Source organism: Rhodococcus sp. 05-339-2, from assembly GCF_002258965.1.
In the GTDB taxonomy this organism is placed as follows: domain Bacteria; phylum Actinomycetota; class Actinomycetes; order Mycobacteriales; family Mycobacteriaceae; genus Rhodococcoides.
On sequence record NZ_NOYW01000011.1, the window covers coordinates 92590 to 107081 of the forward strand.

13 protein-coding genes are annotated in these 14492 nt (G+C 64.2%); 5 read left to right on the forward strand and 8 right to left on the reverse strand.

From position 1 onward, the window contains the following. Positions 1–17: 17 nt before the first annotated feature. Together CH273_RS09870 and CH273_RS09875 are read right to left on the reverse strand one after the other, a co-directional pair. A complete protein-coding gene (locus CH273_RS09870) occupies positions 18–1085 on the reverse strand; it encodes a ParB/Srx family N-terminal domain-containing protein (RefSeq protein WP_032394978.1) in 1068 nt (355 codons plus the stop codon). 115 nt (positions 1086–1200) lie between these two features. Beyond that, positions 1201–1731: a GNAT family N-acetyltransferase gene (locus CH273_RS09875; RefSeq protein ID WP_032394979.1), complete on the reverse strand. Its 531-nt coding sequence runs from the start codon at positions 1729–1731 to the stop codon at positions 1201–1203. A 122-nt stretch (positions 1732–1853) separates the two neighbouring features. Between CH273_RS09875 and CH273_RS09880 the strand changes: the two genes are divergently transcribed. The 4 genes from CH273_RS09880 to CH273_RS09895 are packed head-to-tail and all read left to right on the forward strand — an operon-like array spanning position 1854 to position 5686. After that, a complete protein-coding gene (locus CH273_RS09880) occupies positions 1854–2708 on the forward strand; it encodes an ABC transporter permease (protein WP_371828365.1) in 855 nt (284 codons plus the stop codon). A gap of 3 nt (positions 2709–2711) precedes the next feature. Continuing rightward, positions 2712–3431 (forward strand): ABC transporter ATP-binding protein, encoded by a 720-nt coding sequence (locus CH273_RS09885; protein ID WP_032394980.1) that lies wholly within the window; start codon positions 2712–2714, stop codon positions 3429–3431. Between the two features lie 55 nt (positions 3432–3486). Beyond that, entirely contained in the window at positions 3487–4533 is a 1047-nt protein-coding gene (locus CH273_RS09890; protein WP_032394981.1) for an ABC transporter substrate-binding protein, read from the forward strand. 43 nt (positions 4534–4576) lie between these two features. Next, complete coding sequence (locus CH273_RS09895; RefSeq protein WP_032394982.1) at positions 4577–5686, forward strand: LLM class flavin-dependent oxidoreductase; 1110 nt, start codon at positions 4577–4579, stop codon at positions 5684–5686. Positions 5687–6830: 1144 nt separating this feature from the next. Here CH273_RS09895 and CH273_RS09905 read toward each other — a convergent pair. The 4 genes from CH273_RS09905 to CH273_RS09920 are packed head-to-tail and all read right to left on the reverse strand — an operon-like array spanning position 6831 to position 10839. Continuing rightward, positions 6831–7961: an EstA family serine hydrolase gene (locus tag CH273_RS09905; protein WP_032394984.1), complete on the reverse strand. Its 1131-nt coding sequence runs from the start codon at positions 7959–7961 to the stop codon at positions 6831–6833. Continuing rightward, positions 7951–8592, reverse strand: a complete 642-nt coding sequence (locus CH273_RS09910; RefSeq protein ID WP_032394985.1) for a TetR/AcrR family transcriptional regulator — start codon at positions 8590–8592, stop codon at positions 7951–7953. The genes CH273_RS09905 and CH273_RS09910 overlap by 11 nt, the downstream gene beginning before the upstream one ends. Further along, complete coding sequence (locus CH273_RS09915; RefSeq protein WP_032394986.1) at positions 8589–10151, reverse strand: class I adenylate-forming enzyme family protein; 1563 nt, start codon at positions 10149–10151, stop codon at positions 8589–8591. Before CH273_RS09915 ends, CH273_RS09910 begins: the two co-directional genes overlap by 4 nt. A gap of 25 nt (positions 10152–10176) precedes the next feature. Then, positions 10177–10839 carry a nitroreductase family protein gene (locus CH273_RS09920; protein WP_032394987.1) on the reverse strand — a complete coding sequence of 221 codons (663 nt, stop codon included), beginning with the start codon at positions 10837–10839 and terminating at the stop codon, positions 10177–10179. Positions 10840–11054: 215 nt separating this feature from the next. On the opposite strand from CH273_RS09920, the gene CH273_RS09925 reads away from it, so the two are divergent. Continuing rightward, positions 11055–12962: a flavin-containing monooxygenase gene (locus tag CH273_RS09925; protein ID WP_032395121.1), complete on the forward strand. Its 1908-nt coding sequence runs from the start codon at positions 11055–11057 to the stop codon at positions 12960–12962. Here the strand turns inward: CH273_RS09925 and CH273_RS09930 are convergent, their stop codons facing one another. Both CH273_RS09930 and CH273_RS09935 read right to left on the reverse strand, forming a co-directional pair. Continuing rightward, positions 12963–13631: a hypothetical protein gene (locus tag CH273_RS09930; protein WP_052049422.1), complete on the reverse strand. Its 669-nt coding sequence runs from the start codon at positions 13629–13631 to the stop codon at positions 12963–12965. Then, positions 13631–14305 (reverse strand): hypothetical protein, encoded by a 675-nt coding sequence (locus CH273_RS09935; protein WP_032395123.1) that lies wholly within the window; start codon positions 14303–14305, stop codon positions 13631–13633. The genes CH273_RS09930 and CH273_RS09935 overlap by 1 nt, the downstream gene beginning before the upstream one ends. Positions 14306–14492: the final 187 nt, after the last annotated feature.

Consider the following 14492-nt stretch of genomic DNA (forward strand, 5'->3'; position numbering starts at 1 on the left):
GTAGCGTCGAAAGGCAACTACCTGGGCAGCCCCATTTTGTACTGCAGGGCGTAGGCCAGCTTGCCTGGTTTGTCGTCCGAGTACGGGGCCGAGAGCTTTCCGAATTCTCCCTTGCCGGCTGCCTTACCGTCGTTCCACGCGTTCAGAGCGCCGAGTTCCGCTGCGGTGCGGCCACTGTCGATCACCGCGTCTTTCGGAGCCGCGACCTGTGCACGCGACACCGCCTCGACGGTGCTGAGGTAGCTCGTCAGGTTGTTGGCGTCCCAGCCGCTGATGTCGACGGCACCCGAGTCGCGAACCCATGCACCCCAATAGAATTCCTGGAAGGGGATGGTTCCGGGGGTGAAGCCGATGTCGCGGGCGAAGTACGTCAGGCTGCGGTACTTGTCGTCCTGGAACTTGGCGAGACCGACTCCCGACGGGAGTTGTTCCACCGGAACCTCGTTGCCGTCGACGTCGTAGTTCCACACCCACTTCTCGGCCTTCATCCGCGCCCAGAAACCGGCTGTGCTCAGGTCACTGAGGTTCGCGACCACCCGCAGGCGAAGGTGCAGATTCGGTCCGCCGTCGGCCGTTTCGTAGAAGGAGGTCAGCGTGTGGTGACCGTCGGTCAGGTACGGCACGCCGCCCGGACCGATGACGACAGTCTTCATGGGCGCGATGGTGTCGGGCGTTTCCTGACCGACGGGGACGGTGCAGGTGAACGACGACGGATTGTCCAGTCGTGCATCGGGCAACGCGGACGCGGCCTCTTCCTGGCCGTTGGCCTCGCACCAGTCGTCGAACTTCTTGTTGATCTCGTCCTTGCCGAGTGTGTATCGCCCGAGCTTGTAATACACCTCGTCGTACCCGAGCGAGGGTTGCGTCGCGCGCACCTCACCGATCGGCAGATCGAGAAGCTCGCCCGCTTCGGCGCATCGGTAGCCGAGGCCTGCGGACGATCCGGTGGGGAGCAGGTCTGCGACCTGACACAGCGGCGACGCCGTGCGTGCCGGCGCGGCCGTGGCAACGCTGGTCATCGACGCGGATACGACAGAGATCAATGCGAGCGTGCCCACCAGGGCTGCTCTACGACGCGAGACCATTCGGTGAAACTCCTCTGAGTTCGAGTGAAGTTCTCCGAGAGTGCAGCCCGCGGGTCACCGGTCGATGTCGCAGAGCCGAACCGGAGGTGTTCGAGAGGTGAACGCAGCGCGCCGGTCAGCGATCTTCACGCAACATCGCGTAGACGAGGGTGTCGGTCCACTCACCCTTGCACCACCAGTTCCGTCGAAAGTGCGCTTCCCGTCGCATCCCGACCCGCGCGGCCAGTCGGGCAGAGGCGTCGTTCCGGCCGTCCAGCTGTGCGCTGACGCGGTGGATCTGGGGTAACGAGAACACGTGCTCGATCAAGGCGGTGACCGCCTCGGTGGCGTACCCGCGGCCCGCAACGTCGGGGGAGAACGTCCAGCCGAGTTCGACGAGAGCCGGGGAACCGTCGACCAACCACGCCTCGACATTTCCCACCACCGTTCCCTCGTGCTCGGCGACCATCGCGAGTGCTTGGGTGTGCAGTCCGATTCGCTTCATCCGTTTGCCCACCGCAGCAACCGCATCGGTGTGTGTCCACGCTTCGTGGAGCAGATAGCGGCAGACTTCCGGGTCGCTGTAGTAAGTGAGGATCCTGTCCGCATCGGCGGGTTCGTACAGACGAAGGGTCAGGCGCTCGGTGTGGATGGGCTCGACGGTCATATGTCCGATTCTGCCCGACTTGTATTCACGCTGATTCGAACCCTGGTCCAGGACCCGACGTGTGATGGATGGTGGTGAGTCGAACCTGCCCGCACTCAACCGGAAGGCCTGTACCCATGGTCATGACGTCGTATGCCGCTCCCGCGGGACCCGTGGACGTGAGCGACAGCGATGCCTCCGACATCGGCTCCGTACCCGTCTCGCCGAAAGGGTCTGCGTGGCAGCGGTACCGCTGGACCGTCGTGCGGGCTTTGTCGCCGGTCGTCCTCCTCGTTCTGTGGCAGATCGCCAGCGCTGCCGGAGTTCTCTCCGAACGAGTGCTGCCTGCACCGTCACTGATCTTCGATGCAGGTCTGGAGTTGATGCGCAACGGTGAATTGGCGAACGCCCTGGCCATTTCCGGAACTCGCGTAGTCCAGGGGCTCGTGCTCGGTGGGGTGATCGGGGTGGCGCTCGGAGCGCTCGTCGGACTGTCCAAACTTGCCGAGGCAACCGTCGACCCGCCGCTGCAGATGCTGCGCGCGTTACCGCACCTCGGTCTCATCCCGCTGTTCATCCTGTGGTTCGGAATCGGAGAGACTCCCAAGATCCTGCTCGTTGCTCTGGGAGTCGCATTTCCGTTGTACCTGAACACGTTCTCGGCGATCCGCCAGATCGATCGCAATTTCCTCGACACGGCCGTCGTACTCGGTTTCTCGTGGCGTCAGCGGTTCACCACGATCATTGCGCCGAGCATCGCCCCGCAACTGCTGGTGGGACTTCGTCAGTCGTTGGCCATTGCGTGGTTGTCGCTCATCGTGGCCGAGCAGATCAACGCCGAATCCGGGCTCGGCTACATCATCAACAATGCGCGCGATTTCCTGCGGGTGGACACCATCATCTTCGGGCTCGTCGTCTACGCCCTGATGGGAATCGCCACCGACGGCATCGTCCGAATCCTCGAAAAACGAGCTCTCCGTTACCGATTGGATGCCTGATTCATGACCTCGACGACGACCTCGGTCGCCACGCTGCGCGGCATCGACAAGTTCTACGGTGCCAGTCACGTGTTGAAGGGTGTCGACCTGTCCATCGAACGCGGTGAAATCGTGTCGCTGGTCGGACGCTCCGGGTCCGGCAAGTCGACGATCCTGCGCGTTCTGGCAGGACTGTCGACGGATCACACCGGGGAGCGGCATGTCGCCGGGCATCCCGCGGTGGCGTTCCAGGAACCGCGGCTGTTTCCGTGGCGCTCGGTCCGACAGAACGTGTCCTACGGGCTCAACACAGCCGGCGTGACGGGGAACGAAGCGTTGACAGCTGCGGATGCGACCCTCGACGAAGTCGGTCTCGCCGACAAGCGCGATGCATGGCCGATGACGTTGTCCGGCGGCCAAGCTCAGCGCGCCGCACTCGCCAGAGCATTGGTGGGCGAGCCGGAGCTGCTGCTGCTCGACGAACCGTTCGGCGCTCTCGACGCGCTCACTCGGCTGTCCATGCAGTCGCTGCTGCTCGACCTGTGGGGTCGGCACCGATTCGGCATCCTCCTGGTCACGCACGACGTCGACGAGGCAATTGCGTTGGGAGACCGGGTGTTGGTGCTCGACGGGGGTGGCGTGGCCGAGACCGTCACCATCGACCTGCCTCGTCCACGCGACCGAGGAACAGCCGGATTCTCTCGCATCCGCACTCATCTGCTCGGGGCGCTCGGCGTCCACTGAACCGATCGATTTCACCGAACTCATCGATTTCACTGATACGAAGGATCGTTCACGCATGTCGTCATACGCTCGTTCCCGATCGCTGCGCGCCGTCGGGATACTCGCTGCCCTGTCCCTGACGGTTGTCGGACTCACCGGCTGCGTCTCCCGCGGTAGCGACACCACTTCCACCGAAGCGCCCGAACTCGTCTCGAACGATCAGCTCGCCACCGTCACCCTCGACGTCGGCGACCAGAAGGGTGGCACCGAAGCCCTGCTTCGTGCGTCCGGTGAGTTGGACTCTGCGCCGTACGATGTCGCGTTCTCCACCTTCACCTCCGGCCCGCCGCAGGTGGAGGCCGCAACGGCCGGTCAGATCGACTTCGCGGTCACCGGCAACACACCCCCGGTGTTCGGAGTCGCAGCCAACGCGCGCATCAAGGTCGTCTCCGCCTACAGCAACGACGCGAGCGGGGATCAGATTCTCGTGCCGCCCGATTCGACTCTCGCCACGTTCGCCGACCTGCGCGGCAAGAAGATCGCCGTCGGCAAGGGAAGTTCCGCGCACGGCCATGTCCTGCTGCAGTTGCAGAAGGCAGGGTTGACCACCGATGACGTTCAGCTGGTCTTTCTTCAGCCAGCCGATGCGCTGACGGCGTTCGCCTCGGGTGAGGTCGACGCCTGGGCGATCTGGGATCCCTTCACCGCGATCGCGCAGGTCCAGAACGGTTCGAAAACGCTCACCACCGCAGAGGGCGTCGCCAACGGCTACGGCTTCGGCATCGCCTCGCAGCAGGCGCTCGACGATCCCGCGAAGAACACTGCCCTGCAGGACTTCGTGGTTCGTCTGGCCAAGGCGTCCGCCTGGGCGAACGCCAACCCGGCCGAGTGGGCGGCGGCGTACTCCACGGCCGTCGGCATCGACCCTGCCGCCGGTGAATTGGCTCAGGGACGAAGCCAGCGACCCGCAATTGCGCTCAACGACACGGTGATCGAGTCCGAGCAGGCACTCTTCGATGCCTTCGTCGAGAGCGGAAGCATTCCCGGCGGCAACACGTTCGCGGACTTCGTCGACACGCGGTACGCCGACGCCATCGCCGACGCCACCGCCTCCAGCAACTGACGAGCCACCAACTGATCACCCACCACGTCGTAGGAGTTCACTCGTGACCGCACGCATCTTCTGGTTCCTTCCCACCGCGGGCGACGGCCGTTCCATCGTCGGTGCCTCCCACGCATCCGGTAACCTCCGCGAACCCGCCGGGTTTCGTCGTCCGTCGCTGCGCTACCTCACCGAGGTGGCGCAGGCTGCGGACCGACTCGACTTCGAGGGCGTGCTGACTCCGACGGGAACCTGGTGCGAGGACGCGTGGCTGACCACGGCTGCTCTACTGCAGAGCACCCGACGGCTGAAGTTCCTCGTCGCCTTCCGTCCCGGCCTCACACCGCCCACGTTGGCGGCGCAGCAGGCGGCGACGTTGCAGCGCTTCTCGGAGGGACGGGTGTTGTTCAACATCGTCACCGGCGGCGACGACGTCGAGCAGCGTCGGTTCGGGGACTGGATAGACCACGATCGTCGCTACGCCCGCACCGACGAGTTTCTCGAACTCGTCCAACGCATCTGGACCGAGCCGTCGGTCGACCACAAGGGCGACTTCTTCAAGGTGGCCGATGCACGGGTGTCCGAGGCACCGGATCCGTTGCCGGAGTTCTGGTTCGGTGGTTCGTCCGAGCCGGCTCTCGAGGTCGCGGCCAGGCGAGTGCAGACGTACCTGACGTGGGGCGAGCCGCCGGCCGACGCTCGCGCCAAGATCGAGAAGGTGCAGGCGCTCGCGGACGCCGAGGGCCGCAAGCTCACTTACGGGATTCGCCTGCACACCATCAGTCGTGACACGTCCGAGGAGGCCTGGGCCGTCGCGCAGAAGCTTCTCGACGAGCTTCCCGAGGATCAGGTGTCGCAGGCTCACGCACTGCACTCGTCCTCGCAGTCCGAGGGGCAGCGCCGGATGGCCGCTTTGCACGGCGGCAGCAAGGATTCGCTCGAGATCTACCCCAACCTGTGGGCGGGTGTCGGACTCGTTCGCGGCGGAGCCGGGACGGCCCTGGTCGGTTCGCACGAGGAGGTTGCGAACCTGATCGGCGAATACCACGACGCCGGCTTCGACGAGTTCATCCTCTCGGGCTACCCGCACCTGGAAGAGGCGTATCACTTCGCCGAGGGCGTGCGTCCGATCCTCGATGCGCGCGGAATCACGGTGCCCGCTCGTCGGGTGTAGGCGTCGGTTCCAGGTCGCCTGCTGCATCGAGAGCGAGAGCGAAAGACCGTGACCGCCGCCCGCGGGGCAGGTCATGGCCTCGCTCCGGGAGCAGGCGTAGTCGTTGCACCAGGCGGACTTGTCAAGACTCGAACGGCACAAACCGCCTGTTCGTGCATGAACAGTCGGGGCCTGTCACGACCACCGCTCATCTGCCCTTATCGGAGCGGTGAACGCTCGCTCGCACTGTCCGGAATATGAACCAGACCCGGGTCATATTCGAGTACATGATTGGCATATCCCGTACAGACCCAGAAAGCGACAGGTGGCTTCCCGAGTTTCCGAAGTCGCATCGGACTAGTTCTCCTGACCGTCGCGCACCACGGACACTCAGCGGAGATCAGAGTTTTGTAGATCTTCCCGTCTTGCAGGACTTCGTAGGTGAACGCGGAGGTGAAGGGACTCAGTAGAGGATGTCCCGCCCTGGTCCACAGCCTGATGTACAACGAGAACATCAGCACGCCGCCTGCAAGAAGCGTGAGCAGGATGACGGCAACGTGACCGTTCCCCTCTCCGAACAGTTTGAGTCGAAAGTTGCTCACGTACAACGCAATAGTACATAGACCAGCGATTGCGGTCACCCAGTTGTCCGGGAGAAGAGCTTTCGTAGATTTCTCGCGGTGCATTGGCGTCATGACCACATTGTCGAGTGCACCTTTGGCAGCGGCTCCTACCACCATGTCGCCGCCGATCGAGATGTTTCCGCCTGCGCCCACCCCGTGGCTGTGGACAGTGACAACCGAACGGGTGTCCTCCGCGGATACTCCGGCGCGGAATGGTCGTCGCCCGCACCCACTGCAGAATGGGTCATTAGAGCATCGTGGTGGTTCACATGTGCATAGTTCTTCGTGATTCATCGATTCTCCCGACTCGAAATGACTTGTGGGGAGATATTGGCATGTGCCACCGACAAACAATGGTGGATACATGCGTCGAACCACAGACGTCGTTGGACCTTCGCGCGTAGACGAGGCCTAGTCCAGGCTGACAGCCTGGTGTCGGCGCAGAGGAGCTTGCGACAGTTCGCACTGCAGAGCAGACGCCAGCTAGATGGCGGAAAGCACGCGGTTGGGAGATCCAAGAGGGGCCAGCCTGCTGACTGTTGTCAGATGGCGTCGTAAACAGCGCGCACGTACTGCTCGGCTCGGTCGGAGCCGATGATTCCGGGACCCATGCGGTTCATCACGTAGGAGATGGTGAGCTTCGATTCCGGGTGCAGAACGGTCAGCGATCCGCCCCAGCCTCCCCAGAAGCAGACCTTGCCGTCGGGGATGTAAGGCATCGATTCGTGTTGTGGCAGAGCGAAACCCAGGCCGAAGCGCAACGGAATGCCCAGGGCGAGATCGACCCCGTTGGATTGCTCCTCGAAGATCGTGTCGATCGTCTCCGGGCTCAGCAGTCGTACGCCGTCCACGGTTCCGCCTCGGGAGATGACGGACAGGATTCTCGCGACCGATCGGGCATTGCCGTGCCCGTTCAGTGCGCCCATGTCCGCGGCGCGCCACGCCGGGGTGTTCGCCGACGAGGCCTGCACCAACGGACCGAGAAAGGTCCTGCGACGCACCAACGTCGGATCGGGCACGCCATCATCGGTCGGCGGTGGTGGCGGTACGACGTCGGCGATCCGATCCCAGTCGGACTCGGCGGCACCGATCTGGAAATCGGCACCGAGAGGGCCGGCGATCTCGTCGGCCACGAACTGCCGCAACGATGTTCCGGTGACGCGGCGGACGACTTCTCCGATCAGGTGGCCCTGGCTGGCCGCGTGATAACCCGAGGTAGTGCGCGAATCCCACCACGGTGCCTGCGCCGCCAGCCGCGAGGTCGAGAGTTCCCAGTCGTAGAGGTTCTCTTCGCTGAACGGTCGGTCCCAGCCCGAGACCCCGGAGGTGTGCGACAACAGGTTCCGGATCGCGATGTCTTCCTTGCCTGCGGTCGCGAACTCGGGCCAGTACGACGCCACCGGCGCATCGGGATCGAGCAGTCCGCGATCGATCAGCATCAATGCCGCCAGGCACGTCACCATTTTTGTCGTCGACCACACGTTGGTGATCGTGTCCGACTCCCACGGCAAGCGACGTTCGGTGTCGCGATGACCGCCCCACAGGTCGACGGCGGTGTGGCCGTCGATGTCGACCACGATGGATGCGCCCAGTTCGGTGCCGCTGTCGAGGTTGGCGCTCAACGCGTCTCGTACCGCCGTGAAGCGTGCGTCGCAGTGACCGTCAATGGCCATGTGCTGCACCCAGAATGCGGTGGACCGCCAGTTCGACGTACCCGTCGGCAACGTCCTCGATGCTCAGCTCGCCGCCGTCGTGGAACCAGTTGCTGATGCCGTTGAGCATGTCGGTCAGGGCGAACGACGCCAGTCGCGCGTCCGGCACGGTGAATTCACCACTGCGCATTCCGGCGGTGATCACGTCGCGGACGCGTCGTTGGTACTGGCGGCGGTAGTCCTCGATGACAGTGCGGTGCTCCGGGGTCAGCGAGGCCAACTCGTGCAGGCCGACGATGTACTCCACCCGTCGCCGGTTCAGATGCACCAGGTGCGCGCGCACCAGAGACGACAGGCGTTCGGTGGGGGTCCCGGCCGCGTCGAGCAGCGGCAGGTTCTCCTCGGCCGGCTCCTCCGTGACCGTCAGGCAGATCGCGAAGAGGATGTCTTCCTTGGACGGAAAGTGGTGGTAGAGGCTGGCACCCTTGATGCCGACGGCGTCGGCGATGTCGCGCATCCCCACGTTCGAGTAGCCCTCGCGTGCAAAGATATTAGCGGCATTGGCGACGATGTCGTCTCGTCGTTGGCGAGTGCGTTGCTGTCGGGGGAGAGCGGTGACCTCGGCCGGCTGCGTCGAATCAGGCTGCGTCATACGGTCTCCTCCACCGCCGCCAGCAGTCGTAGTTCACGCTTGAGGATCTTGCCCTGCGGGTCGACGGGCAGTTCGGCCACGATGTGTACCGACTTCGGGGCTTTGTACGACGCCAACTCGGTGCGGCAGTACTCGATGATCGCGGCCGGGTCGGCGGTCGCTCCGCCGCGGGCGATGACGAAAGCGGTCACGGCCTCGGACCAGTACGGGTCGGGCACCCCGACGACGGCGGCACGCAGCACGTCCGGATGCGTGTGGATGGTGCGTTCCACTTCCTGCGACGACACATTCATCCCTCCCGACTTGATCATGTCCTTCATCCGATCGTAGAAGAACAGGTTGCCGTCGGCGTCGATACGGACCATGTCGCCGGTGTGTACCCACCCGTCCCGGAACACCTCGGCGGTGCGTTCGGGGTCCTTGAAGTAGCCGAGCATCACCGACGGAGTGCGGCAGAGCAATTCACCGATCTCGCTCTCGTTGCCCGCGGGGTCGACCACCTTGATTTCGAGGTGCGTGACGGGCTTGCCGATCCACGACGCGTCGCCGTCGGGGATGTCGTCGAGGCTGGAGAACCAGCCGACCGAGCCGAGCTGCGAGAGTTCCGACTGTCCCCAGTAGGTACCCCAGATGGCCTCGGGTGCCGCGGCGGCCCACGCGCTGATCGTATGCGGTGACACCTGGCCACCGTAGGTGAGGCAGCGCCTGACCTGGCTCACGGCCTCGGGGCCGAACTGCGCATCACGGGCCAGCGCCAGGTAGAACGTCGGCGTCTGCGCGATGACGGAGATCTTCTCGGCGGCGATGATGCGCAGCGATTGCGCCGGGTCGACCGTCGCAGGCAGCACGAGCGTGGCACCCATCAGCGTCAGGGTCGTCATCGAGCCGAGTCCGGCGATGGTGTGGAACGGCATGACGAACAACCAAGTGTCCTCCGGCCCTGTACGCAGGCCCCAGCTCCACGCGGGCGCGGTGGAGATGAGAAAGTTGCGGTGCGGGATCATCACGCCCTTGGGAGCCGCTTCGGTTCCCGAGGTGTAGATGACCATCGCGACGTCGTTCTCGTCCATCTCGACGTCCGGCTCGGTGGACGGAGTGTTCGCCGTCAGTGTCTCGTATTCGGACCCGAATGTCACCAGGGTGGTGGTGTCCGGCTTCACCGAGGAGATGATCTCGACATAGGCCGGATCGGCCACCACCACAGTCGGTTCCGCGTGTTCGAGCTGGTGCTTCACCTCGGCCGCGCGGTACATCACGTTGATGCCGGTGAAGGCGGCACCGGCTTTGAGCGTGCCGTAGTACGCGACCACCACGTCGACGCTGTTGCGAGCCATAGAAGCGACGCGGTCGCCCGTGGTCACTCCGAGATCGACCAGCAGGTTGGCGAACTGGTTTGCGCGAGAATCGAGTTCGCCGTAGGTCGTGACCTCACGCGTGCCGTCCGCCGCGTAGCTGATGAACGCAACCTTGTTCGGCTGAGTCCGCGCATGACGACGCAGTTGATCGCCGATGGTGGCGCGGCCGATGGGGGAGCGATGGTGGGTGGCAGTACCGGGCACGGCGGACTCCTTCAGATACGAGCTTCTACAGGGCGGGGGAGAGTGCAGCGGAGTCGAACATCGGCTGCGAGAACGTCTCTGCCGCAACGATCTGCTCGACGGGATCGCGAGTGAGCTTGCGCGGGAACGACTTCTCGGGATACCCGACGGCGATGTGCGCGGCGGTGATGTATTCGTCTGGGATGCCGAGCAGTTCGCGGATGGCGGGTTCCTCGTGGCACAGCAGCGTCGTCACCGCTGTGGCGACGCCCTGATCGCGCAGACTCAGACACAGGTTCTGCACGGTCGGGTAGATCGATGCGCCGCCGACCACGGAGAGACGGCCGAGTTCGTGGTCGGTGGGGTGAAGTCCGTCCAACGCTGCGCAGACCACCACGATGGCGGGCACCTCGGCGAGGTGGCGGGCGAAGTAGTCGGCGTCCTGCACGGTCTTGGGCAATGCGCCGACGGCGACGGTTCCGCCGGTGATGCCGGCGAAGTAGGCGTCCCACATCGGGAGGTAGAGATCGGCGAGGGCCTGCTTACGGGCGGCGTCGCGTACGACGATCCACCGCACGGGCTGACGGTTGCCGCCCTGCGGGCCGAAGCGAGCGACGTCGAACGCGGCCTTGAACACCTCGTCGGGAACGGGATCGCTGAGGTACCGCCTGCAGGTGCCGGTGGTGCGCATCGCCTCGTTGAGTTCCATGGTGTTTCCCTTCGCCTGTCCGCTGTTAGGTAGTGCCCTGAAGCATCATGTGGCGTGGGCCACATTGTCAAGGGTCAAAAAGCTGTGGCTATCGAGATCGCGAATCCCTTGCGGGAAATTGCCTAACCGTGGTTAGTTGAGTTGTCGGAGTCGGATGGAGCAGCTCGCAACAGGAGGTACCGGTGTCCACAGACGCAGCAACGGCAGCGGAAACCGTGGGTGGGGTTGATCGGGACCGGGTGGATCGGGACCGACTCTCACGGGCTCTCGCCGCGGCCAACCTGCCCACGCTGGTGGCGGTGCTCTATCAGTTGACCGGCGATCGCACGTGGCTCGCTGATCCGTATCGCCCCACGCGCAGTCGGGGTATGGACGACAACGACACGGGCGGGTTCGACGACGCAGTAGCCGACCGCATCCGTGCTGCGGCCCTCGACGCAATCTGCGCCTTCCACGAGGGCGAGCCCATGGCCGTGCCCTCGCCGGACTCGGAGCACCTCGTCGAGATGATCAGCCTGGCTGTCGGTGAGCAAGTTCCCCCCGAGTTCGGCGTCATGGTCGCCGAGGACATGGGCTTCGTGGTTGCGGAGACTCCGGTGGCCGCACCGAACGATCTGTCGGTGATCGTGATCGGTGCCGGTGTCTCCGGGATGCTCGCCGCCATCAAGCTGCACGAGGCGGGCATCAGTCACACAGTGCTGGAGAAGAACTCCGACGTCGGCGGTGGCTGGTTCGAGAACACCTACCCCGGTGCGGGCGTCGACACTCCGAGTCACCTGTACTCCTACTCCTTCGCGCCGCGGGCCTGGAGCACGCATTTCGGCAAGCGCGACGAGGTGTGGGAGTACCTCAGCGACGTGGCGTCCGAACACGATCTGCGGCAACGCATTCGGTTCGACACCGAAGTGGCGACCGCCGAGTACGACGCGCAGAGGCAGGGATGGACCGTCACGACGGTCGACGGCGAGACGCTGACCGCAGACGTGGTGATCACCGCTACCGGTCAGCTCAATCGGCCGAAGGTGCCGAATATCCCGGGACTGGAGTCATTCGACGGGCCGATCTTCCACACGGCGAACTGGCCGGCCGATCTGGATCTGACCGGTAAGCGCGTCGCCATCGTCGGTACCGGGGCCAGCGCTATGCAGGTGCTGCCGGCCATCGCGTCGACGGTGGGGCACGCGACGGTCTTCCAACGCTCACCTCAGTGGGTTGCGTCGAGCGACGTCTATTTCACCGAGATGAGCGACGACGCCAACTACTTGATGGATGTCGTTCCGCTGTACAGGCTTTGGTACCGGACCAGGTTGGCCTGGAACTTCAACGATCGCGTGCACAGCTCGCTGCAGGTCGATCCTGAGTGGGAGCATCCGGCGCGCTCGATCAACCCGGTGAACGACGCGCATCGACGCGTGTTCACGCGCTACATCGAGGCCGAGCTCGAGGGCAGACCAGATCTGATCGAGAAGTCGTTGCCCGATTACCCGCCCTTCGGTAAGCGGATGTTGCTCGACAACGGTTGGTACGCCGCGCTCAAGCGCGACAACGTCACCCTCATCGCCGACGCCGTCTCGTCCATCACTGCCAACTCGGTTGTGGCACGCGATGGTTCGGAGACCGAGGTCGATGTGGTGATTCTCGCGACGGGCTTCGAGACCCACAAGCTGTTGACACCGATCGACGTGCGCGGACGATCGGGGGAGTCCATCCGCGATGTCTGGGGCCCCGAGGATGCGCACGCGTATCTCGGTATCACCGTGCCGGACTTTCCGAACTTCTTCATCACGTGCGGTCCGGGAACGGTGTTGGGCCACGGGGGCAGCTACATCACCATCGCCGAATGCCAGGTTCGCTACATCGTCGATGTGTTGATCGACATGGTGGACAAGCGAATCGGAGCCATCGAGTGCAAGGCCGACGTGGAAGCGGAGTACGTCCGCAAGCACGACGAGGCGCACGCCAAGATGATCTGGTCGCACGGCGGCATGGACAACTGGTACCGCAACGACGCCGGACGCGTGGTCTCCACGTTGCCGTGGCGCATCGTCGACTACTGGGAGATGACGCGGCGGGCCGATCTGAACGACTTCACCATGGAACCTCGACGGGATGAGGCACGCTGATCAGTTGGACGTCGCCTGCTGCATCGACAACACGAATCCGTGTCCGCCACCCGCGTCGCAGATCATCGCCTCGACGCGGGAGAAGCACGTGAAGCCGTTGAAGGTGATGGAAGTGTTGTATTCCAACACTTTCTGACCCTCGGCTCCGAACACCCCCTGGTTGAAACACGTGGGGGTGACGTGTCCCGGGTCGAGGTAGAAGCCCTTCGACAACATGTCGACGGTGAACGTGGTGTTCGGTGCGCAATCGTTGCCTGCGCCATCGGGTACCGGCGCATCGGATGCCTGGCAGCCGGAGGAGAACGGGCCCGATCCGATCTTGCAGTACACGTTGCCGGACGGGGACTTCCATGCAACTTGATTGTCGGGCACCGAGTAGCTGGCCGGGTCGACCGGTGTGATGGGCGCGGTGTTGTTCGCGGGATTGTCGGCCGTCGGTTCCGTACCGGTCGCCGAGGGCGTGTCCGTCGATTCGTCGGCACCATCGGTGCTCGACGGCGCTGCGATGGTCACCTGTGGTGGCGTGGGCATCTGTGCGGTGACGCTGGTACTCTGGGTCGGCGCGGCAGCCGGGGTGTCTTCGCCGCCACAGGCCGTCAGCGCGAAAGCGGTCAGTGATGCGGCGGCAGCGAGGAGGGCGGTTCTGCGGAACACTCGGAGCTGCCTCATCAGAACACGATGTTGACGTCGCGGGAGATCAGGAAGCCTCGATCGCCGTCGTAGCAGGTGATGCCCGCTTCGGTGGAGCGACAAAAATTGCCGGTGACTCCGATGAGCTGACCGTATTGGAGAACCTGGGTGTCGCCGTTGTTCGGATCGCCGACGAAGATGCCCTGATTGGTGCAGATCTGTTCGACGGTGCCGTCTTGGGTGATCTGCACCCCGTAGGTGTTCTGCGCCGTGTTCGCGCATTCTCGGCCGGTGTTGCCTGGTACCGAGTAGCGGACCTGGCAGCCCACGATGGTCCCGGGAGCGTTGAACGAATTGAATGCGCAGAACACATTTCCGCTGGGGGATTGGAAGAAGTACTGGCCGCCGAGCTGCTCATAGTCGCGCGCATCGACGTTGACGTCGTCGCGGTTCGGGGCGGGCGGTACTGCTGGTGTGTCCGCAGCGGTGGGTACGGCTTGTACCGGGGTGACTATGTCGGGAGCCTGTGCGATTCCGCCTGCGCCGCTACCACCGTCGGATTCGGTGGACCCGTTTGCCGACGGAGCAGCCGCTGCGCTGGTGGCAGGCGTGGGTGGGTTGCTCGCCGGCTGGTCGGCACCGCAAGCTGTGGATGCGAGAGCAGTAGCGGCGATCAACGCGCTCATGGCCACGATGTTTCGGACTTGCCTCATTCGATGGTCCTCACCGGTGGCTGCGGAGTGCGTCACCTCTGATAATGAATCGAACGGGCCAAGTGGTCTGTTAACGTCAGTCGTGTCACGACCCCATCACGAATCGGTATACGGGTGGTCCTTTTGTCGCTGTGACTGCGAGGGTGGGTTCGGTAGAGACTCAAGAACCACTTGATGTTTCAGGTTC

Bases quoted from the DNA above. Each gene is read 5' to 3' on its own strand.
- CH273_RS09870 (WP_032394978.1), bottom strand. From the start codon at position 1,085: ATGGTCTCGCGTCGTAGAGCAGCCCTGGTGGGCACGCTCGCATTGATC.
- CH273_RS09875 (WP_032394979.1), bottom strand. From the start codon at position 1,731: ATGACCGTCGAGCCCATCCACACCGAGCGCCTGACCCTTCGTCTGTAC.
- CH273_RS09880 (WP_371828365.1), top strand. From the start codon at position 1,854: ATGACGTCGTATGCCGCTCCCGCGGGACCCGTGGACGTGAGCGACAGC.
- CH273_RS09890 (WP_032394981.1), top strand. From the start codon at position 3,487: ATGTCGTCATACGCTCGTTCCCGATCGCTGCGCGCCGTCGGGATACTC.
- CH273_RS09885 (WP_032394980.1), top strand. From the start codon at position 2,712: ATGACCTCGACGACGACCTCGGTCGCCACGCTGCGCGGCATCGACAAG.
- CH273_RS09930 (WP_052049422.1), bottom strand. From the start codon at position 13,631: ATGAGGCAGCTCCGAGTGTTCCGCAGAACCGCCCTCCTCGCTGCCGCC.
- CH273_RS09920 (WP_032394987.1), bottom strand. From the start codon at position 10,839: ATGGAACTCAACGAGGCGATGCGCACCACCGGCACCTGCAGGCGGTAC.
- CH273_RS09910 (WP_032394985.1), bottom strand. From the start codon at position 8,592: ATGACGCAGCCTGATTCGACGCAGCCGGCCGAGGTCACCGCTCTCCCC.
- CH273_RS09905 (WP_032394984.1), bottom strand. From the start codon at position 7,961: ATGGCCATTGACGGTCACTGCGACGCACGCTTCACGGCGGTACGAGAC.
- CH273_RS09935 (WP_032395123.1), bottom strand. From the start codon at position 14,305: ATGAGGCAAGTCCGAAACATCGTGGCCATGAGCGCGTTGATCGCCGCT.